This is a genomic window from Pseudarthrobacter sp. MM222 (assembly GCF_947090775.1).
GTDB lineage: Bacteria > Actinomycetota > Actinomycetes > Actinomycetales > Micrococcaceae > Arthrobacter.
Genome location: NZ_OX352321.1, coordinates 3180062 through 3204662, shown reverse-complemented (window position 1 = coordinate 3204662; position 24601 = coordinate 3180062). Strand labels below are relative to the sequence as shown.

Sequence of the window (24601 nt, the reverse complement as noted above, 5' to 3'; positions counted from 1 at the left end):
ACGAGCAGGTCCGGTGCTGCCCGGTCCGGATCGCCAATATGTCTACCGACGGCTTCCGGCACTTAGCAGTCGCAGGGCCTGAGTGCTAATTCTATCATCCCGGGATCGTGGCTTCAGAGCAGGCGGACGAAGCCGCCGGGGGTCAGGGCGGACGGGACCCGGCGGTCATAGGACTCCACGGGAATGCTTCCGGCGGGCAGGACCTCACCGTCATAGACGACGGCGATTGCGGGGAGCGGCGGAAGCCGTCCGCCGCCGTCGGCCGGCGCGAACCGGCCCGGGAAAAGCATCTCCAGCGTCGTCAGGAACTTGTCGTAGTACCCGCCGCCTTGGCCGATCCGGTTGCCGGAGAGGTCGACGGCGGTGGCCGGCAGGAAGAGGCCGACGGCGGACCGCATGATCTCCGGACCAAAGGGTTCGCCGACCGGTTCTTGGATTGGGGCGAAGCGGCTGCGGACAAAGGCGGACGCCGGCGTCCAGTACACCCAGCTGAGGGTGATGCCGGGTTCGCACACCGGCAGCAGCACCCGGTGTCCGGCGTCGTGCAGCGCCGACAGCAGGGGGAGGGTAGGAGGTTCGCTCCCGACTCCCAGGTAGGCGGCGAACGTTCCGGCCTGGCCGCCCGCCAGTCCGTTCGCCCACATCAGCCCGTGCTCCGCGATCGCTGCGCCGGCCGCGTCGAGCGCTGGAGGCCGCAGTAGTGCCCGGCGCGTCCGGTGCCTCGCGCGGATCTCTTCTTTCGTTGCGTTCATCTCGCGGCCTTCCACCTGTGGGCATCCCGCACCGCATGCGCGGCCGATCCGTGCCCTTAACCGGCTGTAGCTAATTACCGAATGTTTAATACCTCCGTTAGATTAGTCGGGTGACTACACCTATCGCTTCCGTCCGCAAGGCCGTCATCCCCGCTGCGGGCCTCGGCACCAGGTTCCTTCCGGCCACCAAGGCCATGCCCAAGGAAATGCTTCCCGTCGTGGACAAGCCTGCCATCCAGTACGTCGTCGAAGAGGCCGTAAATGTCGGTCTGAGCGACATCCTGATGATCACGGGCCGCAACAAGCGCGCGCTGGAGGACCACTTCGACCGTGTCCCCACCTTGGAAGCCACGCTTGAAGCCAAGGGCGACACGGCCAAGCTGGAATCCATCCAGGCCGCGAGCAACCTCGGTGACATCCACTATGTGCGTCAGGGCGATCCCCTGGGTCTGGGCCACGCCGTCCTGCGCGCGAAGCAGCACGTCGGCTACGAACCGTTCGCTGTTCTGCTGGGCGACGACCTGATCGATGCCCGCGATGAGCTCCTCAGCACCATGATCGAAGTCCAGGCCAAGACCGGCGGGTCGGTTGTAGCACTGATCGAGGTGGACCCTTCCCAGATCAGCGCCTACGGCTGCGCCGACGTCCAGGCGATCCAGGGCGAAGAGTATGTCCGCATCAACCAGCTGGTGGAAAAGCCCAACGTTGAGGATGCCCCCTCCAACCTCGCCGTGATCGGCCGCTACGTCCTCCACCCGGCCGTCTTCGAAGTCCTGGAACGCACCGCGCCCGGCCGTGGCGGCGAGATCCAGCTCACCGACGCGCTCCAGACGCTCGCCGCCGGCGACGGCGAAGGTTACGGCGTGTACGGCGTCGTCTTCCGCGGCCGCCGCTACGACACCGGTGACAAGCTCAGCTACCTCAAGGCCTGCGTACAGCTCGCCTGCGACAGCGATGACCTCGGTCCCGGCCTGCGTGAGTGGCTGCCCGACTTCGCCTCCAGCCTCACCGCCAGCCTGACAAAGTAACTCCCGTGGGGGGCAGCTTCAACTGGCCGGTGACGCTGGAATGCGGTGACATCCTGCTGCGGCCGATCCGGTACCGTGACCGCAAGGAGTGGACGGAAGTCCGTTCCCGCAACAGCGAGTGGCTCGCCCCCTGGGAGGCATCCAACCCCCTTCCGGGCGGCGGACTTCCCGACTACCGTCAGATGGTGCGCTCCCTCAAGGCACAGGCGGCGCAAGCCTCGGCGCTGCCGTTCGTTATTACGGAATGGACGCCGGGCTTCCGGGAGCCGGTGATCGTCGGACAGTTGACGGTGTCATCCATAGTCTGGGGTTCGGCGATGATGGCCACTCTCGGCTACTGGGTGGACCAGCAACGGGCGGGCCACGGCATCGCCCCCACCGCTGTGGCCATGGCCACGGACCACTGCTTCGGCACTCTCGGGCTGCACCGGATGGAGATCAACATCAGGCCCGAGAATGCGGCCAGCCTCCGAGTGGTGGAGAAGCTTGGCTTCCGGGACGAGGGCTACCGGCCGCGTTTCCTACACATCAACGGGGAATGGGCCGACCACCGAACCTTCGCGCTGACCGCCGAGGAAGTGCCCGAGGGTCTGCTTTCCAGGTGGCTCAAGACCCGGTCGTCCTGATCGGCTGAATCCCGTGATGACCAGCCAGAACGTCGTAAATCAAGTCATTTGCCGGTTGCCTCGCGACACACCGCGCCCAATGCGGGCCCGTCGGCCGTGTTGCTCATACCGTTTTGACTGTGGACTTCCCTCTTAGCAGCTCTGTGATCCTTGTCATTGCTGTTGCGCTCTGGATTGTATGGGTGGCCCCCTACGTGCTCCGGAACGGACGGCACCAGCTGCAGCCTGCGGGCGAGCTCCTGGCGGATGTCGTTGACATTGCAACAGCAGACCCCCAAGCCGGGAAGGTCATGATGATGACGCCCCAGCAGGAGAAACCCATGACCAGTACACAGCGCGCCGTTCCTGCCACGAGTTCCACCCCCTGGATGGACTCCGGCAGTCGGGGACCACCGCCCCGGTGTTCCGAATTCGGTATGGTCGCCTGGCCCTCGCCCTGGCGGGGTTGCTCTCGCTGCTCACCGGCATCATCTCGGCAGCCCTGCGAATTTTTGGACTCGGCCCGTCCTGGTTGCCCGTGGTGGCCCTGCTCGGTGCCGGTGGCGCCGTCGTGCTGCTCCGACGTCTCGCTGTGCGTGATCGCCGGCGCAAGGTGGACGAGGCTTTCCGCTCAGCCATGAGCGCACCATCCAGAATCGCGCCGGGGGATTCCACTCAACGATCAGCAGCGTCGCAGGAGTCTGATCAGCGTCCTGACAGCCCCCTCTTCGACGCGCAGGCCGTTGCTGCCCCGCCGCGGCCGGCGCCGAAACCCCTCACCGCCCAGGAACTCCGGCAGGCCGCTCTGGCCGAAGCCGTGGCGTCCGGTGACCTCGCAACCGCACTGGACACCGGGTCGTCCAATGCTGAAGCCGCCAGCTGGGAGCCGGTGGAAGTGCCCAAGCCCACGTACGTCGAGGCCGCCAAAGCTGAGCGGGCGGCTCCGGAGCCGTTGGATCTGCCGGAAGCCCCCAAGGCAGTCGGCAAGCCTTCGCTGAAGCAGGGCCTCAACCAGGCGGCGGCTGCAGCCTCGGCCGGCGCTGACGACGACGCGAAAGTCGTTGGTAAGGGGCAGCGGGCCCTGAGCAACCTGGATGACGTCCTCCAGCGCCGCCGCGCCTGATTCGTTCTTCGCAACCCCGGGCAGCCCACTGCGGCCGCCCGGGGTTTTTGCGTCCAGCGGGCGACCGGTTCAAACGGACGCGCCGCGGCCGCTGCCGCACGAGCCGCTGGAAAGTGTCTCCTGGCCGTGCTGGACATGATCAGTGGTGCGCGACACGGCAGCGAGACCTTGCGTGGCTGGCTGGCAAAGATCGCCAATACTTTGTAGCCTAGGTTCACCGGCAACGCCGTTCCTCCTGGACCGGCGTTGCTTCGGGGCTATAGCTCAGTTGGTAGAGCGCTTCGTTCGCATCGAAGAGGTCAGGAGTTCGAATCTCCTTAGCTCCACCATTTGCAAGGGTTTTGGGGTCGCGGTGGACCCTGAATAAACACTTTGATAACACTTCGGGCCTTGTAACGGCCGCCGCCCCTTGGCACAGGCATGCGGCGTAGCGAGCACGCTTGGGGTGGGTAGGAAAGTTGTCCTCCGGTTGCACGACAGCGGAATAGTTGGGATTTTTCCGCTCGAGGGCAGGACGAGCCTTCGCCCGACAGCCGCCGCAGATCCGGTTAGGCCAGCCAGCGCCACCAGCGTGACCGCTCCGGTTCCGGCGTCGGTTCCGGCTCCGGCTCTGGTTCCTCGCCCAAGGCCAGCGTGGCCTTGACGATGTCGTCCGCGGTGAGCGTCATGACGGCCTCACGATCAAGCGCGTCGAGACTTTGTTCCTCGTCGAGCGACAGCCGCAGCGCCTGCCGGTTGATCGCCTGCTCGAACAGCGTGCGGGCGAACCGTGCGTTGCCGGAGTCCTCGCCCGCGTGGAGCCCGGTGAAGATGCGGCGCAGCATCTGGTCCGCATCCGGCTCCAGCGTGTACTCGTGCTGGGCCAGCATCTGGTGGAAGATCGTCTGGAGTGCGTCGACGGAGTAGTCGGGGAACGTGATCTCGCGGGCGAACCGGGAGCGCAGTCCGGGGTTCGAGAGCAAGAAAGACTCCATCAGCCGCGGGTACCCGGCCACGATCACGACCAGGCGGTGGCGGTGGTCCTCCATCCTCTTGAGCAGGACCTCGATCGCCTCGGGGCCGAAGTCCATTCGGCCGTCCTCCGGAGCCAGCGCGTAGGCCTCGTCGATGAACAGGACGCCGTCCAGCGCACGCCGGATCACCCGGTCCGTCTTGATGGCGGTCGCGCCGACGTACTGCCCCACCAGGCCCGAACGGTCGACCTCGACCAGGTGGCCTTTCTGCAGCAGACCGACCGCGCGGTACATCTCGGCCAAGAGCCGCGCCACGGTGGTCTTGCCCGTGCCCGGGTTTCCGAGGAACACCAGATGCTGTGATGTGGCCACCTCCGGCAGGCCGTGCGCCTTACGGCGGGCCTGGACCTGGAGCAGTGCGACGAGCGCCCGCACCTGTTCCTTCACGGTCTCTAGTCCGACCAGCGCGTCGAGCTCGGCCTGCACCTCGGACAGCGGACGCGCCGGCCCGGGCCTCGCGCCGATGAGATCGCCGACCAGGTCATCAACGCGCTCCGAACCGTGCAGCCTGAGCTGATCGGCCAGATGGCCGATGGTTTCGCGCAGGTCGTCGAGCGGATTGCGGCTGGTAGCCATGCATCCACTGTAGTACTCGATTCCCGACCGGGATGGGGTTGGCCTTACCGGAATCAACCCCCTTTTGGTGAGAGGGCAACGTCAGGCTCGCTGCGAGAGGGCGCGGGCACTGTGGAGCAATCGGTGGGCTGCCTCGTCCCCGGTGCGGAGGGAAAATGCTTCAATGGTCGTCATGGTCACTATGTGTATGCACGGGACCGCCGCTAAACAGGCCACCGCGGCGTCTCCTTCCTTTATGACCGGGGGAGGGTGAAGAAGGCCTTGGGGTCGTCGGCGCCCAGCAGGTCGCGGTGGAAGGGGATGGCGTCGACCGGCTGGGTATCCACAAAGAGGACCGCGGCCGAGCGGGAGTGCACCACGGTGTACCTGGTGGCGTCTTCCAGCCACGAGGTCAGCCCCGTGAAGTCCTCGACGACGAGGCCGTCGCCCAGGAGCCCGCGTCTCGCGAGCAGCTCTTCGACTGCGTGCCAGGCCCAGTCCATGAGCTCGTTGATCGCTGCTTCCACCGTTGGAACGCTCATACTTCGATGGTGGCACCGGCCACTGACGTCCAAGCGGACATGTCCCCGCGTGTCGTCCCTACCAGTCGGTTTCGCCCACATTGGGCCTTCCTTTCCCTGCTGCGGTCTTCACGGGCAACTTAGGTGCCGGCAGGTGCTGGTCAGCGGAGCCTTGAAGGTTGAAGTGATAGCAGGTCAGCCCCGGACCGGTCCGCATGAAGCCGGCCTACTCGGCAGCATTCATCTCCACGGTGCCGTTTTCGAATCCGTGGGCGATGGACACGCCGTCCTGGAATGGGGGGCTGCGGAACATCTCACCCGCGTTGCCGGCCGAGGCGAAGCCGGAAACCTTCACGATGGCGTCCTGGGGGCCGCGGCGATGGCGTCCAGGAGCCCTTGGAAAGTCAGTTGAGTGGTCATGGACAGCCAAGAAAAATAGGGGGAAATATGCACAGAAGAGTCTCGGGGCTGCTCGCCGCCTTGGCGATCACCGGTCTCGTCCTGACCTCGGCACCGGCCGCCAACGCCGCACCCAAGGAGGGGGCCCGGCAAGTCGGCCGAACGCAAGGCGACAGCTAGGGAAGTCGCCGAACTCAAGAAGCTGCAGAAGATCGCCGGTCAGCCAGTTATCTACCAGCAGGTGCCGACTGAGGCCACCAGCGGGATGATCACCACGCAAGCCACCTTCGACCCGTAGGTGTGCACCCTCTACCCCTCAGTCGTCCACCTGCGGTCATCGTCCGGCTACGGCTCCGTTGGGGCCAAGCCTTATACAAAATGCCTGATGGGAACGCCGAGCCAGATCAGCCACACCAGCGTGCTGTACATGGTGGAATGGGCAGGCCTTTCCTGGGTCCCCATGGCGAGTCGAGGCCAGACCGGCTACTACACCCGGAGCCTGACGCTGACCTCGCTCGAGTGGTTCTGCAAGAATAGGAACACCTCGACGTACGTGCAGACGACCAACGGGACCAGCGTGCAGGCCGGGCGGATGTACTATTCGTCAGTCTCGACGGTGAAGTCGCCTTTGGCCTGCGGTAAGTAGGTCCCTCCAGAGTTGATCACTGAGGGCGCCGCGCCTGGAGCACGGCGGCCTCAGTTGTGTCAGCGGGCTTTCGGTACCGACGAGGCCAGGTCCGTGGACGGGGTGACGTAGAGAGCTTCGAGTTCCGGCAGTGATTCCACCTCGGACAGAACCCGTGCGGGCCCTCCAAGGATGCTGGAGTCAAGGTCGATGTTCGTGCCCAGGCACCAGCTGCCGCCTGGGGGCCACAGGTAATTGGGTGTAAGCCCGTTTCCTTCAGTCCATCCGAACGCCAGCGCGCTCATCCAACTCGCATCTGCTATTTCGCCGCTTTCAATGCTGAAGAGCATGTACTGCTCGCCCTGGATGACGACGGTGTCGCCGCGGCGGATAAAGCGTGCTGCCTCGCTGTCGGCAGAGATCGGGTCCCATCCGGTCCAGAATGCTGCCAGGAACGGGCCGTCGGTCGTCTTCGTTAGCACTCGGGCCAGGGCGCGGAATCCGGCGGCGTCGAGCCGTCCCTCCTCAGGCGGGTAGACAGTCCCCAGCCCCTGCGCAGACGCAGGCTCCCCGTACGCGCCGGAAAGATCGGCCCACTTGGTCTCTGGCGCGAGCCGGCGGCCCAACGCCGACGCGACATCCTCGGCGGTGCCGTGAGTGACTACTTTCCGGCCTTGTGGCGTGCTTCGCCCATACCTGATTGAACTATCAGCCGTTGGTGCCGCCGGGGTAAGACGGCGGCTGATGGTGCGGTGATCCGCACCTTCTCCGGCCGGCTCCGCGAGCATAGGCCCGGGCCTTGATCACCGTGACGGCCTTGCGCTGGCTCATCGTCAATCCCATCCCTCAAGGATGTCCGCGGCCAACGTTCCCGGACCTTTTCCAATGAGGCAACGTATCCCGCTACGCGGACCTTTCCCATGAGTCAACGATGCCTGTTGCGCACCGCATTGCCAGCGTGCTAGCGTCCCGTTGATCGTGATCTATCGGCAGGAGGTGAGACCCATGAACGCAGTATCCGCAATGGGCGCTCCCCTGCAGTACACGGCCGCGCGACTGAGATAGTCGCCTCCGGGAGCGCCCGACAGGCAATTCGCGAAAGGCGACTCCCATGACTACAACACCTTTTTCAACTCGGCACTTCACCTCGACGTCGGCCTCCGACCGGCCCAGGTCCGACCAGGATCAGCCGCAGGTCGACGCCTCAAGGCGGGTGCGCGCCGCGGGCGAGCGAGCGTTGGTCCTCGGTGGTGGCGGATCGGCAGGCAATGCGTGGTTGATAGGCGTCATCGCCGGCCTGTTTGATGCCGGGTTGGACGTGACCGAGGCCGATCTCATCATCGGGACGTCGGCCGGATCGACGGCCGCGGCCCAGATTACTAACGCGAGCCCGACTGAACTGCTTGCCGCCACCCTTTCCGCCGCACCCCAACCACAGACTGCTCCGGGTGGATCCGACGGTGGACGCGTTCGCATTGGGCCGGTGGCGAACCACATCGAGAGAATGAGCCGAATCATCGCGGACGCTGAGGATGCGGCCGACATGCGCCGCAGAATGGGCGCGGCCGCGCTCGAAATGGGTGCGGCGTCGGACGGTTCCAAGCAATCGCAGTGGCGCGCTACCGTCGCAGCCCGGCTGCCCAGCCAGCACTGGCCGCAACGAACGGTGCTCATCACGGCGGTCGATGCCAATACCGGTGAACCCGTCGTGTTTGACCGGCACAGCGGCGTCGACCTGGCGGATGCCGTCGCCGCCAGCTGTGCCAGCGGCTTCGCCTATGGGATCGGCGACAGCCGATTTATCGACGGCGCCTACCGACGATCCAGTGAGAATGCCGATCTGGCAGCCGGGTACGGGCGGGTGCTGGTGCTGTCACCACTTGGCGGCAGATCACGGGCGCCGCTGGAGTGGGCCGTGCATCTTGCAGCGCAGGTCGACGAACTACGCGCCCGCGGCAGCAAGGTCGAAACCGTCGTCCCGGACAGCAACCACCGGGACATGTTCGGCGCCAATGCGATGGATCTGTCGCTGCGTCCGCCGGCCGCTCGAGCCGGCTACGACCAAGGCACAGCCCTTGCCGAGCAGCTCACCGAATTCTGGCGCTGACGCCCTCGAAATCAGACGACTCGGTAGCGCCGGAACCGCCCTGGTTGAAGATCGCCGACGCCGGAACTGCTCCCGAGTCTGTTACCCCGCGAGGATCGGCGTTTCCGGCGTGAACGAGTTGCAGCCCGGAAGGCCGCTGGTGTATCCGAGCTGGAACGCGGCCACACGCTCCGCCACCGGGACTGCCACCTCGCCCGGATCCGGGGGAGCGACGGCGGCCATGACGGCGTTCAGATCGCCGAGATCCGCCGGGAAGTTGAGGTTCCCTGCCTGTGCTGCATGCTGCGCCCAGGCCCCGGCGATGCAGTCGGCCTGCTTTTCCAGCACCGCATTTTCCTCGGGCGTTTCCGGCTCCGGGACCTGCATGAAGGTCTGGACATGGTGTCCCCATTCATGGGCATAGGCAACAGCAGGAGCCGCGAAGCCGACGCCGTTGTAAAGCACCCACAGGGCGTCCTGGCCGGTGTAGATCGCCCGGTCCACCGAGCAGTAGGAGAGATCGGTGCTGATGTACGGGTCGGGGGTCTCGTCGTCCTTGAGACACGCGGTGGGCCCGGTCAGGCCCGCGGCCACGTAGTAGAGAGCCGCCGGGCGGCTGACTGTGCCGTACTTTTCGTCGAACAGTGGGGTGACCGCGGCGAGCAGGGTGTCGAAGTAGCCCGCCATGTCCGCGTAGCTGCGGCAGCCAGCCGTCGCGCCCTTCGGGCAGTAGAGCGACGCCCGGTTGGCAGCCAATTTATCGGCCGGTGCGGGGACGGCCGCCTTCAACGTGGTCGGGGGAGGTTCCGGCGCGGTGGTGGTTGGCGCGGCCGTCTCGGCCGCCGTCGCCGTCGGTGTTCCGGTAGCGGTTCCGCCCGGGGACGACGTCCCGGTGGCGGCTGCGGTGGTCCCTGCCGCCGGGGGCGGGGTGCCGCCCGGTGAACACGAGGTCAGCAGCATCGCTGCCGCTGCCAGTAGGAGTGGGATAGTTGCTGCTACGTGGCGGGCCATGGGGGGACTCCTCGGTTATCCATGAGACCAAAGTGATTGCCGTGTCCGACGTGACCCATGTGAGTCAATCCCCCAGGGCACAAGGATAGGAGCCTTCCATTCGGGTGTCCATGTCTCCGGGCCAGCGTTATGAATCCGCAATCCCCTGCCGCTGGAGCGGGAAGCTTCCGCAGCATTGCCGTCACGGCCGCGGCGGCCAAACACCGGTGCTCCGGATGGACTAAAATGGCAGGGATGCCGGAGCGAATTCCGGCTGCCTACAAGCGTGGCCCTCCCGGCCGGCGTACCCGCCGGCATGGAGGGCTTTCTCTTTGGCGCCCCAGGAACACCCCTCGAGAGGACAGCCAATGAGCCTGATCCGGTTGCACGACGTCAGCGTCCGCTATGACAACACCCAGATCCTGCGCGAGGCATTTTTTCGCCTCGAAGCCGGGGACCGCGTCGGCCTGATCGGCAAGAACGGTTCGGGCAAGACCACAATCCTCAAACTGGTCCTGGATCAGGTGGCACCTGACTCCGGAACGGTAACCCTGGAGCAGGGCACGAGGGTCGGCTACTTCTCCCAGTTTTCCGAGCTCAACGGCGACGCCACAATCCTTGAGACGCTCGACGGCCTGTTCGTAGAGATCAAGGCCGTGGAGGCAGAACTGGCGTCCATCGATGCCGCAATTGCCCAGGATCCCGCCGGCGCCGAGCTGGACCGTCTCATCCAGCGCCAGGCTGAGCTTTTCGAGGACATGGACCGGCTGGACGGCTGGGATTATCCGCGCCGCATCGACACCGTCCTCACCACCCTGGGCTTCGACGAGGCCCACCGCAGCTGCGCCATCGACGAACTGTCCGGCGGCTGGCGCAACCGCGCCGCCCTGGCCAAGATCCTGCTTGAAGGCCCGGACATCCTGCTCCTGGATGAGCCCACCAACTTCCTCGACGTGGCCGGCGTCGAATGGCTCGAGGGCTGGTTCCGGGACTTCCGTGGCGCGGCCATCATCGTCTCCCACGACCGGAAGTTCCTCGACGCCGTCGTTACCCGGATCATCGAGGTGGAGCACTATCATCTGCACGAGTACCCGGGCAATTTTGCCGAGTATGTGATGCAGAAGCAGTTCCGCCTCAAGACCCTTGAGTCGCAGTTCGTGCACGAGTCCGAGCTGCTGGCTTTTGAGGCGGAGGGCATCGCCGACCGCCGCGAAGCCGCCAAGGCGGCCAGCCGCGGGTTGGGGAACCAGCTGGCCAAGATCAAGAAGTCGCGCACGCCCCGGCCGGTGGACCAGATCGTCACCGAGATCTACGGCGGCCTCCACGTGAAGGATGTGCTCTGCCGGGTGGAGGGGCTGGCCAAGTCCTACGGCGAGAAGGTCCTGTTCGAGGACCTGGGCTTTGAGATCCGCCGGGGCAACCGGATTGTGGTGCTCGGCGCCAACGGCAGCGGCAAATCCACGCTGCTCAGGGTGCTGACCGGCGACGAGCAGGCCGACGCCGGCGTCGTGACCTGGGCGAAGGGGCCGGGTTTCGTCTCGTACAACCAGATGCTGGAGGACCTCGACGACGGCGACACAGTCTCCCATGCGGTCAACGCCCTGCCGGACAGCCTGGCCTTCAGTGCCACGAAGAAGTCCGTCAACAGGTTCCTGGCGATGTTCCAGTTCTCCGAGGCCGATCTCAAGCAGAAGATCGGAAACCTTTCCGGAGGGCAGAAGGCACGGGTCGCCATGGCGCAGTGCCTGTTGTCCGGCGCGTCCGTGCTGCTGCTCGACGAGCCCACCAACCACCTCGACATGTCCAGCACGCAGGTCATGGAACGGGCGCTGGTCCACTTCCCGGGGGCCGTGGTGGTGGTCAGTCACGACCGGTTCTTCAGCGAGAAAATCGCGAACCGGCTTCTGGTCTTCGGCGCTGACGGCGCGGAGGCCGGCGAAATCGACGTACGCGCCGCCTAGCCCGGGCCACGCCCCGAGGCTGCGCGTCCGGACCTGCCACCCCCGGAGCAGGTCCGGGCGCACTGAACCGCGGGATAATGGAAATATGACTGAGCAGGATCAGGATCGGGACCCGTGGGAAGAGTTTGACCGGCTGAAGCCGGCAGGCCCGGACCGGATCGCGGGGTATCCCGGCGGCGAGCCGCAGGGCTTCGGCTTCCGCACGGGGGTGCGGAGCGCCAGGGTGGCCACCGCCTTCGCCGTCTATGCCCTGACGCTGGGGACCGTCCTGGTGGTCATCGGGGTAGTCGACTTCGTGGCCCGGGGACAGTGGCTGGGGTTGGGGCTTCTGATCCTGATCGAGGTCCTCTTTGTGCTGGCGTTTACCCGCTTGCTGGCCCAGGCGCGGAACCGGCGCTCCTCCCGATAGCGGGGCGCGCCGCGCCGCCCCGCCGCATGGCTGGCTGGCGGCTAGAGCCAGCCCTTCCTCTTGAAGATGGCGTACATCAGCGCTGCCGTCGCTGCCATAAGCAGGATGGCCATGGGGTAGCCCAACGTCCAGTGCAGTTCCGGCATGTGGTCGAAATTCATGCCGTAGACGCCTGCCACAAAGGACGGCGCAAAGAGGATTGCGGCCCAGGAGGAGATCTTTTTGACCTGCTCGTTCTGTAGCGCGCTAGCCTCGTTCTGGCGGTTGGCGGTCAGCGTGCCGTCGAGGGTGAGGGCGTTCTGCAACAGGTCGCGGAAGGAATCGGCGCGGGAGATGAGCCGCTCCACGTGGTCCTCCACGTCCCGGAGGTTGTGCTGCAGCTCCGTGTCCACCTGATACTTTTCAAACCCGCGGCGCAGCTGTTGCATCATGGCGGGGAGCGGATGGATGGCCCGCTGGAACTGGATCACTTCGCGCGCCAGTTCGTAGATCCGCCGGGACACCTTGGGGTCCCCGCTGAACAACTGGTCCTCGATCTCATCGATGTCGTTCTCCAGGCCGGCCACCACCGGGACATAGTCATCCATGACTTGGTCCAGCAGGGCGTACAGCACCGCTTCGGGACCGTGCCGCAGGAGATCCGGGCGCCCTTCCAGCCGACGCCGCACCTGTGCGACCCCGCCGGTCTCGGCATGTCGCACGGTGACCACGAAGTTCTTGCCGGTGAAGATGTGCAGCTCGCCGAACTCCACGGTTTCGCTCTCGTCGATGTACCTCGCCGGCCTGAGCACGGTGAAGAGGTTGTCGCCGTAGCGCTCCAGCTTCGGGCGCTGATGAGCTGAAATCGCATCCTCGACGGCCAGCCCGTGCAGCTCGAACTCCGCAGCAACGGCGGCCATTTCCGTTTCAGTTGGCCGGTAGAGACCGATCCACGCCATCCCGCCATGTTTGTTGAGGGTTTCGAAGGTCTGCTCGAGGCTTTCCGGTTCAGCGCTGCGGACGCCGTCGACGTAGACGGCGTTATCGATGATAGTCACGGCCCAATTATGGTGCCTGCTGCGGGGGCCGGGCGCCAGCCCTGGCGGGCCGGGCGGGCCGTCCCGGTTCCGCCGTCACTGGGACCGGCCCGGTGCCAGGCTGCTGCCCTGGGACAGGCGGCTGATGAGCGGCTCTGTCCGGTACTGGATATGGGTGTGCAAAGCCAGAACTGTCTCAGTCCGGATCACGCCCTTGATCCTGAGAATGGACCGCAGGGCGGCCTGCAGGTTGTGCGTGTCGGTTGCCACCACCCGGCACCAGACATCGCCGCGCCCGGAGATTTCGTGGACCTCCAGCACCTGCGCGATCAGGCGCAGGGCGCCCACCACTCCGTCCAGCTCCCGGTGGTTCACCTCGATGGTCACAAAAGCGACGACGTCGTAGCCCACCGCCTCGAGGTCGATCTCACGGCCGCCGTCGTGCAGGAGCCCGGATCGCTGCATCCGCCGCAGCCGCGACTGCGCGGTGTTCCTCGCGATGCCCAGCGTTTCGCTGATCTCGCCGATCTGGATCCGGGGATCACGTATCAGTTCGAGCAGAATTTTCAGGTCAGTAGGGTCCAGGGAGTTCAAATCATCACTCCTGTTCATTCCGGCAGTCCGCAATTGATGGTTTTGATCAATTCTGGCATGCAAACCCGCCGGATAAGTCACGAATGCCGCATTGTTTTAGGTATCAATCTTCGACCGGACCTCACAGCGCCTCCACCCCGTGCGCTGCGAAGGCCGATTTCCGCAGGGGCACGGACATGACTGTTTTCAGCGAACTCCGCATGCGCCCGGCCGCCGCTGAACGCTGGGGCTGGGATGCTTCCGTTACCGCACGGCTGGTGTTGGCCGGCGTCGTGATTTTCGCGTTGCTGGTCGGTGCGAACCTTGCGACGCCGCTGTACCCCCTGCTGCAGGCCAAGCTCGGGATCACCGCCCTGGATGTCACGGTGGCCTTCGCCGCCTACGTCCTGGCGCTGGTGGCCACCCTGATGCTCGCCGGGCACTGGTCCGACCACATCGGACGCCGGGCTGCCCTCGTCCTGGCGGTGCTGGTGGGGCTGGCCGGCGGTGCCGTTTTTGCCTCGGCGGACGGCCTGCTACTGCTCTCCGCCGGCCGGGTGCTGCAGGGCGTCGCAGTGGCGCTCGCCACCGGCGCCAGCTCCGCTGCCTTGCGTGAGCTGCTGCCCAGCCGTCCCGAGTGGGCTTCCCGGTTCACCCTCCTGGCGTCAGCCGGAGGAGTAGCGGCCGGGCCGGCGGTCGGCGGAGTGCTCTCGCTCCTGCCCGGACCGACGTCAACACCCTACTTTCTGCACTCCTGCGTCCTGGCCGCGCTGCTGGTCCCGCTGTTCCTGCTCAAAGCACGGCCGGCCATCAGGGCGGCCGCCGGTCCGCAACCGCTGCGTGTTCTGGCGCCGCGCCGGCCATCCGTGTCCAGGGAGGCGCGGGGTGCCTTCTGGCTGGCTTCATCCGTGGGCTTCCTGAGCTTCACCGTCTTCGGATTCTGCCTCTCGCTAGCGCCCAGTTACTTTGCCCAGATCGTGCACGCCGAATCGCGGCCGCTGATCGGCCTCCTGGCCGGGCTGACGCTTGGCTCGTCGGCCGTGAGCCAGTTGATCGCCGTGCGCGGCCGCTTTGTGGTGCCGGTGGGGCTGGGCCTGCTGGCGGTCTCCGTGTCGTTCATCGCCGTGGCAGCCGCGTGGAGCAGCCCCTGGCTGCTGGTCCTCGCAAGCATCACCGCCGGCCTCGGCCAGGGCGTCTCCTTCCGGACCGTCTTCAACGACGTGGCCGGAAAGGTCGAGGCGTCGCGGCACGCCCAGATCATCAGCACCGTCTACGTCATCACCTACCTCGGCAGCGCCCTCCCGGTCATCGGGCTGGGGCTCGCGGCGGGAGCGGTGGGGCTCCAGGCGGCCGTCGCCGGATTCGTCGTGCTGTGCTCGGTAATGGCAGCCGCCATGGCCGCAATCACCCTGCGGGCGGCGCTACGCCCGGCGGCCTGACCCCGGGACCCGCGGCACCGGGGCTGGCTGGCACCGCGGGCACGCTTCGTCGGGTTGGCGTCAGTCCGGGAGCGGCCCGTGGTTGCCCTGGATGTGGTCGAACACCAGCGTGGTTTCGGTGTGGCCCACCACGGGATCTGTGGCCAGATTGTCCAGCACCCAGTCCCGCAGATCCTCGGTGGTGGCCACCGCGATGTGCAGCAGGTAGTCCACCGAGCCGGACGTATGGAAGGTCGACAGCACGGCTGGGAGCTTGGGGACCCGTGAGGTGAAACGGTCGATCTGCTCGCGGTCATGGGCCCTGAGCCGAACGGCAATCAGTGCCTGCACCGAGCGTCCGATGGCCGACAGGCTGAGCTTGGCCTCAAAGCCCTGGATGATTCCGCGCTCGGAGAGGGCACGGGTGCGCATCAGGGCCGTGGACGGCGCGATGCCCACGAGTTCAGCCAGCTGCTTATTGGAGATGCGGGCGTCCGCCACCAGCGCGGCGAGAAGGCGCTCGTCGACCGCATCCAGCGGCTCGCCTGCGCCCGCCCCCGGCCGAATATTCTTCGCACTGCTCGTCACGGATCCTCCTTAAAGTGTTATGAGTTCATCATAAGCGGTGGATTCCGGCAGTTCCATTCGTACGCTCTGTGAAAGTCCGAATTATTGCCAGATACTTGCCGCATTCAATGGTGAATATTCATAAGGAGCAAGGTGCTTTCTCAAGACTCGCTGGCCGTCCACGCCGGCCGGAACGGCCTCACGGAACTGGGCGTGCACGCCGTGCCCATCGATCTATCCACCACGGCGCCCCTTCCTTCGGTGCACGACGGCGGCCTTGCCTATGAGCATATGGCCACCGGCGGCACCCACGTGGAAGGCCAAAGCACCGTTTACCAGCGCCTCTGGAATCCCACGGTGGCACGCTTCGAGGAAGGCGTTGCCCTGCTGGAGGACACCCCGGAGGCGGTGGCTTTCGCCACGGGCATGGCGGCCCTGAGCGCCGTCCTGCTCGCTGTGGTGGCCACGGGCAAAAATCATGTCGTGGCCGTTCGGCCGCTCTATGGCGGCAGTGACTATCTCCTCGCCTCGGGGGTGCTGGGCAACGAGGTCACGTTCACGTCGCCCGAGGACGTCCGCGCCGCCCTTCGTCCCGACACCGGCCTGGTCATCCTGGAAACGCCGGCCAATCCCAGCCTGGAACTGGTGGACATTGCCCGCGTGGCCGCCGCGGCGGACGGCGTCCCGCTCCTCGTCGACAACACCTTTGCCAGCCCGGTGCTGCAGCAGCCCTTCAAGCACGGCGCGGCCATGGTGCTGCACAGCGCCACCAAGTTCCTCGGCGGCCACGGCGACGCGATGGGTGGCGTCGTGGCCGCGGCTCCCGAGTGGGCCACCAGGCTGCGCCAGATCCGGGCCGTGACCGGCGGCATCCTGACGCCGTGGCCCGCTTACTTGCTCCACCGGGGGCTCGCGACGCTGCCGGTCCGTGTGCGCGCCCAGCAGGCCAGCGCCCAGAAAGTCGCGGCCGCCCTTGCCGGGCATGGGCTGGTCGAACGCGTCTACTACCCGGGGCTGCCGGAATGTGATCCGCGCGGCCTGATCGGGACGCAGATGGCCGGCCCTGGTTCGCTGCTCGCCTTCGAGGTGGCCGCGGCCGAGCACGCCGAGCGCATCCCCTCCGCCGTCCGGATGATCACCCACGCCGTGTCCCTCGGCGGCATCGACACGCTGATCCAGCACCCGGCGGGGCTCACGCACCGTCCGGTGGCCGCCGGCGCCAAGCCGCACGCGAACCTGCTCCGGCTCTCCGTGGGGCTCGAGGACCCCTCGGATGTGGTGGCTGACCTCGTGCAGGCCATCGAGGCGACCCGCTAGGACGTTGCCGCGTCGGGTGCCGGAGGCGTCGAGGGATGCACGACGGCGGTGATCACCGCCGTCGTGCAGGCCAGCCCGATCACGGCCAGCGCCAACGCGGTCCAGCCCAGGGACTGGAAGACCAGCCCGCCGGCCCAGCCGAGGAGGCTGGAGCCGAGGTAGTACGCGAGGTTGTAGAGGGAGGCGGCCTGGGCGCGGCCCGTGCTGGCGATCACTCCGGTCCAGCCTGCACCGATGCTGTGGGCCGCGAAGAATCCGCCGGTGAACACCAGCAGCCCCAGCAGGATCAGCGGCAGCTGCTGCGTCAGCGTGAGTGCCAGCCCGCCCGCCATGAGCCCGGTCCCCGAGACCAGGACGTTGCGGCGGCCGAAGCGAAGTGTCAGGCCCGCGGACCAGCGGGCCGAGACCGTCCCGGAGAGGTAGGCCAGGAAGATCAGGCTGATGGCGGTGGCCGGCAGGTTGAAGGGTTCCCCGGAGAGGTGGAAGCCGAGGTAGTTGTAGACGGCCACGAAGCCGCCCATCAGCAGGAAGGCCTGGATGTAGAGGGCCAGCAGCCTGGGGTTACGCCCGTGGCCGGCCAGGGTGCGGACTGCCGCTCGGAAGCCGCCTGCCGCAGCAGCTGTGAACCCCCGCGCCCTGGGCACCAGGACCAGGAACAGGACGGCAGCGGCCGTGGCGAGGACCGACACCGCCAGCGCCGCGGCCCGCCAGCCCCACAGTTCACCCACGGGGCCGGCCACGAGCCGCCCCGCCAGTCCGCCCAGTGTGGTGCCCGCGACGTAGCTGCCGGCGGCGAGGGCGGCATGGGCCTTGTTCACTTCCTCGTTGAGGTAGGCGATGGCGATGGCCGGGATACCGCCGAGGGCCATCCCCTCCAGCATCCGCAGGCCAAGGAGCGTCGGGAAACTGGGGGCCAGCGGCACCAGGAGTCCCAGGATGGTGGCGGCCGAGATGCCCCACATCATGGCGCGGACCCTGCCGATGCGGTCCGCCACGAACGACCACGGGAGCACGGTCACCGCGAGCCCCACGGTGGCAAGGGAGATGGTCAGGGCCGCCTCCGCTGCCGTCACCCGGAGGTCCGCCGCGAGAATGGGCAGCACCGCCTGAGTCGAGTACAGCTGCGCGAACGTCGCCACGCCGGCGAAACTCAGGCCTGCGAGGATCCTGCCGTAGGCCTGCGAGCCCTTGGCGTGCCCTGCCCACGGTGGCGCGGGCGTTGGGGCCGGAAAGGTGGCGTCGGAGCGGCGGAGCAGGCGGAATCGGAGCATGTGCCCAGAATATGCTTCCCAAAGCCATGCTTCCAATGCATGATTTACATGTAATCAATGCTTCAGACGGAACGATTGGAAGTGCGCTCATGGACATGGAGCACAAGCAGCTAGTGCAGCTGCTTCCCCTTCTGCCCCTGCTGGCCGAACTGGGCCGCACCCAGCACGTGACGGCCGCCGCCGCGGTACTGGGCCTGCCGCAGTCGACCGTCAGCCGCGGGATCGCGCGGGCCAGCGCCATCGTCGGCACCGATCTGCTCATCCGCGACGGGCGCGGGGTGCGGCTCACCCCTGCTGCGAAAGCGCTCCTGCCGCACATCGAGGCGGCGCTGGGCGAGTTCCAGACCGGGCTGGACCTGGTCCGGCACGAGTCCGAGGTTGTCCGCGGCCGGATCGCGGTCACTTTCCAGCACACGTTCGGCGAGGCCATGCTGCCGTTGCTGATCAGCGCCTTCCGCAATCGCCATCCGCAGACGGCGTTCGAACTCAGCCAAGGCGCCAGGGACGGCTGCCTTACGGAACTCGCCGCGGGGGACGCCGATGTGGCCCTGACCGCACCGGTAGCGGCGCCCAGCCGGACCATTGGATCGGCCGCGCTGTACCGCGAGCCGCTGCGCCTGGTGGTCCATCACCGGCACCGGCTGGCGAAGCGCCGGCGCGCCGGGCTCGAGGAGATCCGGCAGGAGCCGTTTGTGGCCATGGGGCCGGGCTACGGCATGCGCTCCCTGACCGACGTGCTGTTCCGGGAGGCGGGTTTCCGACCCCGGATCGCCTTCGAAAGCCAGGACACGCATACCGCCCGGGGGCTCGTCTCGGCCGGGCTGGGCGTGAGCATCCTGCCGCCGGGCGGTGCTGCCCCCGGCAGGAACCCCTCGGCGGACTCGGGCGAGCTGGGCTGGGTCGAGCTCGCCCTGGATTCCCGCCTTGCCTACCGGGAGATCGGGTTGGCCTGGCGGGAACGCCGTGGGGGAGCGGACGCCGAACCGGATCCGGTGCGGCTGTTCCGTGAGCTCGTCCTGAGCGAGGGGCCCGCGCTGCTGGCGGGATTCGTGCGGGAACGCTCCGGCAGCTGAGGTCCAGCGGTCCACCTGGGCGGCCGACGGGGCAGCCGGCTGGCGAAAGTCGGCGAGTTCGCCGGAAGACTGCGAAGTCGCCGGAACCTTCCGGCGAACCCGCACGTTTCCGGCGACCTGGCCGGAGGCCTGCGGGTGGGGCTGCCTGGCCGGCGGCCTGCGGGTGGGGCTGCCGGGGCGCCGGCCTGCGGGTGGGGCCGCCGCGGCCATCAGCCGCCCAGAAGTCCGGCCAGGATACCCGCGACCGGTCCGGCCTGCGCCTGCTGCCACCCGGTGCCCGCCCAGAGGTTCAGCCGCTCGGGGTCCCCGGCGGCAGCTGCCGCCGCCCGCACCGGCGCGGTGAGGTGATGGACGGCCGGATACAGCTCGGGGGCGTCGGGATGGTCGCGGACAAACTCGTTCACCAGCGCCCGCGCCGGCCGGCCGGTGAAGGCGGCCGTGAGCCGGGTCTGCGTGAAGTGCGGGCTGGCGAGGGCGTCCTTGTGCAGTTTCCGGGCACCGCTTTCGTCCGAGCGGAGGAGGGCTGTGCCCAGCTGGGCAGCCTCTGCGCCGCCGGCCAGTACGGCGTCCAGCGCCGCCCGGTCCATGACACTTCCCGCGGCGGCGAGGGGAAGGTCGACGGCGGACCGCACCGAAGCGACCAGCTCCGCCGTCGTGCCCGGCCGGCCGCCATCCGGCCCGCCGCTCCGTCCTCCGGCGCCGGACTGAAAGGCGGCGCTGTGGGCGCCGGCGCTCCAGTGCTGGACCACCAGCCCATCGACGCCCTGCTCCGCGGCAGCCTCTGCCTCGCCCGTGGTGGTGACGGTGGCGAGCACCGCGGAGCCGGCCCGCTGGAGGGCGCGCACCACTTCCGGGCCGGGGAGGCCGAAGACGAAACTGACCAGCTCCACCGGGTCGGCCAGGAGCGCGTCGATCTTTCCCTGCCAAGCGTCATCGTCGTCGAGCCGAAGCAGTGGAAGCTCGGTGCCATACCGGGCCGCATCGGCCCGGAGCCGGGAGCGGTAGTCCTCCAGCCGGGCGACCAGCGCAGGGGAGGGACGCAGCTGCACCGGGTCCGGGACAAAAACATTCATTCCGAACCGGGCGCCGGACGTCCGGGTGGTGCGCATCTCCGCCTGCATCGCCTCCACGCTTTTGTATCCCGCGGCGAGGAAACCGAGGCCGCCCGACGCGTGGACGGCCTGCACGAACGCCGGGGTGGAGGTTCCGCCCGCCATCGGGGCGGCGATAATGCGGGTACCGAAGAGGTCGTGCGGCATGGCTTGCTCCTGGGGACGATTCAGTAGGCTGTTCTCGTGACTAATACTGACATCCCGCCGGCGGCGGACTCTGTTTCCCCGTCTTCAGGTACCGCCCCCGTTACACCCGGCGGCGCCGTGATCGGGCTCGACATCGGCGGTACCAAGACCCACGGCGTCCGATTCGAAGACGGCCGGGCCGTGGCGGACGAGTCCGTGGGCAGCTCAAATGTCCAGAATGTGAGCCGCGATGAAGCGGCGGCCAACCTCGCCGAGCTGTTCTCCCGGATCGGGAGCGGAGCCGTCGCGCAGGTGTATGCGGGAGCAGGCGGGATCGACACCGACGACGACGCCGCTGCGCTCGCCGCGCTGATTGCGCCGCACGTGCCCGGCGCACGGATTACCGTGGTCCACGATTCCCGCCTCCTGCTCGCCGCGGGAGGCGCCAGTACCGGTGTCGCGGTGATCGGCGGCACTGGCTCCGCGGCCTGGGGACGGAACAGCCAGGGCGAGGAGGCCCGTGCCGGCGGCTGGGGCTATCTGCTGGGCGACGAGGGCGCTGGCTACTGGCTGGGCCGCGAGGCCGTCCGCCACAGCCTGCGCCGGATGAACCAGGGCCAGGAAGCGGACGAACTCACCACCGCCCTGTTGGCCTCCTGCGGACTGGACCACCCCAACAAGCTGATCGCGCTGTTCCACTCGGTCTCCACCGGGCGGCGCTACTGGGCTCAACGGGCCCGCCTCGTGGTCGAGGCGGCCGACGCGGGCCATGCAAAAAGCCGCGAACTTGTCGACCAGGCCGGCCGTGACCTGGCGCAGCTCGCGGAACAAACGCTCCGGCAGCTCGGCCTCGATGGTCCGGTGATCCTGGGCGGCGGGCTGGGCATGAAGGTCCCGCGGCTGCAGGAGTCGTTCCGCTCCACCCTCGCGGCGGCCGGCATCAGCGACGTCCGGGTTCTGGACCAGGATCCGGTGTTCGGCGTGCTCCGGCTGGTCGCCGAGAACGGCTGACCGCCGCGAACGGCTGACGGTCGAGAGCGGCTGACGGCCGACCTGGACCTGCCGCGGAATCAGAACCGGCGGCGCGGCCTCAACTGCACGCCCGGCAGGGGAGGGGCCGGAATGCGCCCCGCCTCGCGGCCTGCCTCCGGGCCGTGGCCCCGCACCAGCCCGAAGCGCGCCGCTGCGGCAGCGGAATCCGGAAGCCTGGCCTGATCTTCCCAGTCCCGCCGAAACTCTTCGATCTCGGCGTGGGTGCGGCCAACGAAGTTCCACCACATCAGCAGCTCCTCCTCGAACGGCTCGCCGCCGAGCAGGACAAACCGGGTGCCAGGGAGCGCGTCCAGTTCAAGGCTGCTCCGGCCGGTGCCAAGGTAACCCAGCGGACCGGGAAGTACCTCCTGGCCGTCGAGGCTGAGGCCGCCGTCGAGCACCAGGACGGCGTGTTCGAAGTCCGGGTTGAGCGGCAGGCTGACCCTGCCGCTGCAACTGAAGTCCGCCCCCACGATGGGGGAAAACATGGTCGCCGGGGACGTGGTGCCGGCGAAGCTGCCCACCATCACGGTGGCTGCGTAACCCTCCCCGGTGACCCGCGGCAATTCGCGGTGCTGTTCAAAGGCGGCGGTCCGGTGCCGCTCGTGCTTTGGGAGCGCCACCCAGAGCTGGAGCCCGCGCTGCAGCGGCAGCTGCCCGGAGGGCCCATCCGCTCCCTCGCCTCCGGGTTCGGGGAGGACCGCGAATTCCGAGTGTGAGACGCCCTGCCCGGCGGTCATGATATTGAGCTCGCCCGGCCGGACCAGCACGTCGCTGCCCACGCTGTCCCGGTGCCGGATGGTTCCGAGAAGCGGCCAGGTGACGGTCTGCAGGCCAGTGTGCGGGTGCGGGAGTACGGACATCGCGACCCGCTCGGGGCCGAAGCTGTCGAGGAAACACCACGCGCCCACAGTGGGCAGCCCCCGCTGCGGCAGTGTGCGGGACACCTTCATGGCGCGGACGCCGCCCAGCGGCACCTCGCGGGCGGGCCACAGCTGGAGGCATGGGCCGGCGCCGGGGCCCTCGTGCGCGGGCGGACAGACTTCTTCGATCGGGAGGACTTCAAGGTTGGTCACAGTCAAACTCTAGGACGGAACCGCCCGATCCGGCAGGGCCCGTGCTCCGGACACTACGCTGGGAGGATGAGCCTGAATTTCGATACCCGCCCGGCCGCCTACGCCGTCATTGTGCGCGACGGTGCCATCCTGCTGGCGTACTGGAAGCAGGGCGGCAAGGAAGGCTGGACCCTGCCGGGCGGCGGGCTGGACCTGGCCGAGCACCCGGTGGACGGATGCCGCCGCGAAATCTACGAGGAAACCGGCTACGACGCCGAGATCGGCGCCATGCTGGGGATCGACGTCGGACACTGGCCCGCGGAGATCCGGATCGACGGCGGGGAACGTGATTTCCAGTCGCTGCGGCTCGTGTACGAGGCGTGGACCACCGGCGGTGAGCTTCGGCATGAGGTGGACGGGAGCACCACGCACGCGGCCTGGATCCCCCTGACGGAGCTCGCGGGTCTGAACAAGGTCTCACTTGTCGACGTAGCGCTCCGGCTCTACCGGGAACGGCCGCTGAACGGCCAACTTTCCTGATCGCTTCCCCTAGCCAGGCCCGTTCCGGCGTGGCTATCCTAGGAACGTCGCCGGGACGCCCCGGCAGGACGGCTAGCGGAGCGGGGAGGTGGAGATGATGACTGCCATTGCAATGCGCGCCGCGCGCGCGAACAGCCACATCATTATTCCTGCCCCGGCTTTTAGCACCTCCTAGCCTCAACAGCTGCCCGGTTCCCCCAGAACCCGCAGCGGGCACGTGCGCCGGGGCCCAGCAAAGGGTTTCCATTGACTTCTTCTTTTGCACATCCGGACGCCGCTGGCGCCCGGCCGTCCGCCGGCCTCCCCGCGGGTCCGGTCCAATTCGGCTTCACCGCGGCCGTCGCGGACCGCTTCGCGGCCCACCCCGTACCGGGCGGAACCCGGCCCGGCCGCGTCGTCCGCGTGGACCGGAACCGGGTCCTCGTCGCCGTCGCGGACGGCACGGACCACCTGCCTTACCCCCGTGCCGCCGGGGTTCCTGCCACCGGGGACTGGGTCTGGCTCGGCGACAACGGAGCGGGGGAGCCCGAAATCGTGGGCATTCTGCCGCGCCACTCGGAGCTGAGCCGCAAGCGCGCCTTCGAGGATTCCTCAGCATCGCAGGTCCTGGGCGCGAATCTGGACGTTGTGGGCGTCGTCGTCCCGGTGGACCGGCCGCTCACCCACAACCGGCTCGAACGCACGCTCGTGGCCGCGTGGGATTCCGGCGCCAGGCCGCTTGTGATCATCACCAAGGCGGACCTTGCGGACGTCGCGGACGACGTCGTCGGGCAGGTGGCCCAGCAGGCCGCCGGCGTGGATGTGGTGACCACGTCAGCCGAACAGGGCGACGGACTCGACGAGCTCCTGGCCCAGCTTCCTCCCGGGGGAACCCTCGTGCTGCTGGGGCCGTCCGGGGCGGGGAAGTCCACGCTCATCAACGCCCTCGTCGGGTTCGAGGCGCAGGAAACGGGGGAAGTCCGCGCCGGCGACGGCAAGGGCCGGCACACCACGACGTCCCGGGAGCTCGTTCCGCTGACGGGTGGCGCGGTCCTGATGGACACCCCCGGAGTGCGTGGCTTCGGACTGTTCGACGCCGACGACGGCATGGAGGAGATGTTCGGCGACCTGGATGAACTCTTCGGGAACTGCCGCTATTCAGACTGTGCCCACAACCGAGAACCCGGCTGCGCGGTCCGGGCCGCGCTCGCGGACGGTTCGCTCGAGGACCGCCGGTGGGCCAGTTACCTGAAGCTCCAGCGCGAGCTTTCGGCACTGGCCAGACGGCACGACGCAGCGGCGGGCCGCGCCTATCAGCGGGAATGGCACCAGAAAATCGCAGCAGCCGGCCAGAGCCAGCGCGCCGCCGAACGGCACCGCCACGAGAACACCGAGCGCCGGAAAACAAAGGGCACCCATCCGAAATCGTTGTGACACCGAAGCCTTAGGGTGGCC

At 67.7% G+C, this 24601-nt stretch carries 25 protein-coding genes and 1 tRNA gene; 14 read left to right on the top strand and 12 right to left on the bottom strand.

All coding sequences use genetic code 11. The annotated features are described in order from the left end of the window. Positions 1-113: 113 nt before the first annotated feature. The gene (locus OM977_RS14600) at positions 114-752 is read right to left on the bottom strand and encodes a 5-formyltetrahydrofolate cyclo-ligase (protein ID WP_264354643.1); all 639 of its coding nucleotides are present in this window, start codon (positions 750-752) and stop codon (positions 114-116) included. A 110-nt stretch (positions 753-862) separates the two neighbouring features. Between OM977_RS14600 and galU the strand changes: the two genes are divergently transcribed. The 4 genes from galU to OM977_RS14580 all read left to right on the top strand — a co-directional run bounded on the left by galU (position 863) and on the right by OM977_RS14580 (position 3837). Then, positions 863-1780, top strand: a complete 918-nt coding sequence (galU, locus tag OM977_RS14595; protein WP_264354642.1) for a UTP--glucose-1-phosphate uridylyltransferase GalU — start codon at positions 863-865, stop codon at positions 1778-1780. 5 nt (positions 1781-1785) lie between these two features. Beyond that, complete coding sequence (locus OM977_RS14590; RefSeq protein ID WP_264354641.1) at positions 1786-2406, top strand: GNAT family N-acetyltransferase; 621 nt, start codon at positions 1786-1788, stop codon at positions 2404-2406. Positions 2407-2806: 400 nt separating this feature from the next. Continuing rightward, positions 2807-3508 carry a hypothetical protein gene (locus OM977_RS14585; RefSeq protein WP_264354640.1) on the top strand — a complete coding sequence of 234 codons (702 nt, stop codon included), beginning with the start codon at positions 2807-2809 and terminating at the stop codon, positions 3506-3508. A gap of 253 nt (positions 3509-3761) precedes the next feature. Continuing rightward, positions 3762-3837, top strand: a tRNA-Ala gene (locus OM977_RS14580). Between the two features lie 219 nt (positions 3838-4056). On the opposite strand, the gene OM977_RS14575 is transcribed toward OM977_RS14580, so the two are convergent. The 3 genes from OM977_RS14575 to OM977_RS14565 all read right to left on the bottom strand — a co-directional run bounded on the left by OM977_RS14575 (position 4057) and on the right by OM977_RS14565 (position 5952). After that, positions 4057-5097 carry an AAA family ATPase gene (locus tag OM977_RS14575; protein ID WP_264354639.1) on the bottom strand — a complete coding sequence of 347 codons (1041 nt, stop codon included), beginning with the start codon at positions 5095-5097 and terminating at the stop codon, positions 4057-4059. 233 nt (positions 5098-5330) lie between these two features. Continuing rightward, on the bottom strand, positions 5331-5618 hold the full coding sequence (locus tag OM977_RS14570) for a hypothetical protein (RefSeq protein WP_264354638.1): 288 nt from the start codon (positions 5616-5618) through the stop codon (positions 5331-5333). A 205-nt stretch (positions 5619-5823) separates the two neighbouring features. Next, positions 5824-5952, bottom strand: coding sequence for a hypothetical protein (locus OM977_RS14565; protein WP_264354637.1), 129 nt, complete (start codon positions 5950-5952; stop codon positions 5824-5826). Between the two features lie 429 nt (positions 5953-6381). Here OM977_RS14565 and OM977_RS14560 point away from each other — a divergent pair, with 429 nt between their 5' ends. Then, the gene (locus OM977_RS14560; RefSeq protein WP_264354636.1) at positions 6382-6642 is read left to right on the top strand and encodes a hypothetical protein; all 261 of its coding nucleotides are present in this window, start codon (positions 6382-6384) and stop codon (positions 6640-6642) included. A 59-nt stretch (positions 6643-6701) separates the two neighbouring features. Here OM977_RS14560 and OM977_RS14555 read toward each other — a convergent pair whose 3' ends face one another. Then, positions 6702-7247, bottom strand: a complete 546-nt coding sequence (locus OM977_RS14555; protein ID WP_264354635.1) for a hypothetical protein — start codon at positions 7245-7247, stop codon at positions 6702-6704. 485 nt (positions 7248-7732) lie between these two features. Here OM977_RS14555 and OM977_RS14550 point away from each other — a divergent pair, with 485 nt between their 5' ends. Beyond that, positions 7733-8728 carry a patatin-like phospholipase family protein gene (locus OM977_RS14550; RefSeq protein ID WP_264354634.1) on the top strand — a complete coding sequence of 332 codons (996 nt, stop codon included), beginning with the start codon at positions 7733-7735 and terminating at the stop codon, positions 8726-8728. Positions 8729-8809: 81 nt separating this feature from the next. Here OM977_RS14550 and OM977_RS14545 read toward each other — a convergent pair whose 3' ends face one another. Beyond that, positions 8810-9718, bottom strand: a complete 909-nt coding sequence (locus OM977_RS14545; protein ID WP_264354633.1) for a neutral zinc metallopeptidase — start codon at positions 9716-9718, stop codon at positions 8810-8812. Between the two features lie 347 nt (positions 9719-10065). Between OM977_RS14545 and OM977_RS14540 the strand changes: the two genes are divergently transcribed. Next, on the top strand, positions 10066-11658 hold the full coding sequence (locus tag OM977_RS14540) for an ABC-F family ATP-binding cassette domain-containing protein (RefSeq protein WP_264354632.1): 1593 nt from the start codon (positions 10066-10068) through the stop codon (positions 11656-11658). Positions 11659-11743: 85 nt separating this feature from the next. After that, on the top strand, positions 11744-12067 hold the full coding sequence (locus OM977_RS14535) for a hypothetical protein (protein ID WP_264354631.1): 324 nt from the start codon (positions 11744-11746) through the stop codon (positions 12065-12067). 41 nt (positions 12068-12108) lie between these two features. Here the strand turns inward: OM977_RS14535 and corA are convergent, their stop codons facing one another. Together corA and OM977_RS14525 are read right to left on the bottom strand one after the other, a co-directional pair. Beyond that, positions 12109-13104, bottom strand: a complete 996-nt coding sequence (gene corA, locus OM977_RS14530) for a magnesium/cobalt transporter CorA (protein ID WP_264354630.1) — start codon at positions 13102-13104, stop codon at positions 12109-12111. Between the two features lie 75 nt (positions 13105-13179). Next, complete coding sequence (locus tag OM977_RS14525; RefSeq protein WP_264354629.1) at positions 13180-13695, bottom strand: Lrp/AsnC family transcriptional regulator; 516 nt, start codon at positions 13693-13695, stop codon at positions 13180-13182. Between the two features lie 158 nt (positions 13696-13853). Here OM977_RS14525 and OM977_RS14520 point away from each other — a divergent pair, with 158 nt between their 5' ends. Further along, the gene (locus tag OM977_RS14520) at positions 13854-15095 is read left to right on the top strand and encodes an MFS transporter (RefSeq protein ID WP_264354628.1); all 1242 of its coding nucleotides are present in this window, start codon (positions 13854-13856) and stop codon (positions 15093-15095) included. 60 nt (positions 15096-15155) lie between these two features. Here OM977_RS14520 and OM977_RS14515 read toward each other — a convergent pair whose 3' ends face one another. Continuing rightward, entirely contained in the window at positions 15156-15662 is a 507-nt protein-coding gene (locus OM977_RS14515) for an Lrp/AsnC family transcriptional regulator (protein ID WP_264354627.1), read from the bottom strand. Between the two features lie 132 nt (positions 15663-15794). Between OM977_RS14515 and OM977_RS14510 the strand changes: the two genes are divergently transcribed. Continuing rightward, the gene (locus tag OM977_RS14510) at positions 15795-16958 is read left to right on the top strand and encodes a trans-sulfuration enzyme family protein (RefSeq protein ID WP_264354626.1); all 1164 of its coding nucleotides are present in this window, start codon (positions 15795-15797) and stop codon (positions 16956-16958) included. On the opposite strand, the gene OM977_RS14505 is transcribed toward OM977_RS14510, so the two are convergent. Further along, positions 16955-18229 (bottom strand): MFS transporter, encoded by a 1275-nt coding sequence (locus OM977_RS14505; protein WP_264354625.1) that lies wholly within the window; start codon positions 18227-18229, stop codon positions 16955-16957. The genes OM977_RS14510 and OM977_RS14505 overlap by 4 nt on opposite strands. Positions 18230-18318: 89 nt before the next feature. On the opposite strand from OM977_RS14505, the gene OM977_RS14500 reads away from it, so the two are divergent. Then, positions 18319-19302, top strand: coding sequence for a LysR family transcriptional regulator (locus tag OM977_RS14500; RefSeq protein WP_264354624.1), 984 nt, complete (start codon positions 18319-18321; stop codon positions 19300-19302). Between the two features lie 209 nt (positions 19303-19511). On the opposite strand, the gene OM977_RS14495 is transcribed toward OM977_RS14500, so the two are convergent. Next, positions 19512-20561, bottom strand: coding sequence for a nitronate monooxygenase (locus OM977_RS14495; protein WP_264354623.1), 1050 nt, complete (start codon positions 20559-20561; stop codon positions 19512-19514). Between the two features lie 36 nt (positions 20562-20597). On the opposite strand from OM977_RS14495, the gene OM977_RS14490 reads away from it, so the two are divergent. Beyond that, positions 20598-21551: an N-acetylglucosamine kinase gene (locus tag OM977_RS14490; RefSeq protein WP_442960657.1), complete on the top strand. Its 954-nt coding sequence runs from the start codon at positions 20598-20600 to the stop codon at positions 21549-21551. 59 nt (positions 21552-21610) lie between these two features. Here the strand turns inward: OM977_RS14490 and OM977_RS14485 are convergent, their stop codons facing one another. Beyond that, complete coding sequence (locus OM977_RS14485; RefSeq protein WP_264354622.1) at positions 21611-22648, bottom strand: pirin family protein; 1038 nt, start codon at positions 22646-22648, stop codon at positions 21611-21613. Between the two features lie 66 nt (positions 22649-22714). Between OM977_RS14485 and OM977_RS14480 the strand changes: the two genes are divergently transcribed. Both OM977_RS14480 and rsgA read left to right on the top strand, forming a co-directional pair. Next, positions 22715-23167, top strand: a complete 453-nt coding sequence (locus tag OM977_RS14480; protein ID WP_264354621.1) for an NUDIX hydrolase — start codon at positions 22715-22717, stop codon at positions 23165-23167. A 246-nt stretch (positions 23168-23413) separates the two neighbouring features. After that, complete coding sequence (rsgA, locus tag OM977_RS14475) at positions 23414-24580, top strand: ribosome small subunit-dependent GTPase A (RefSeq protein WP_264354620.1); 1167 nt, start codon at positions 23414-23416, stop codon at positions 24578-24580. Positions 24581-24601 lie beyond the last annotated feature (21 nt).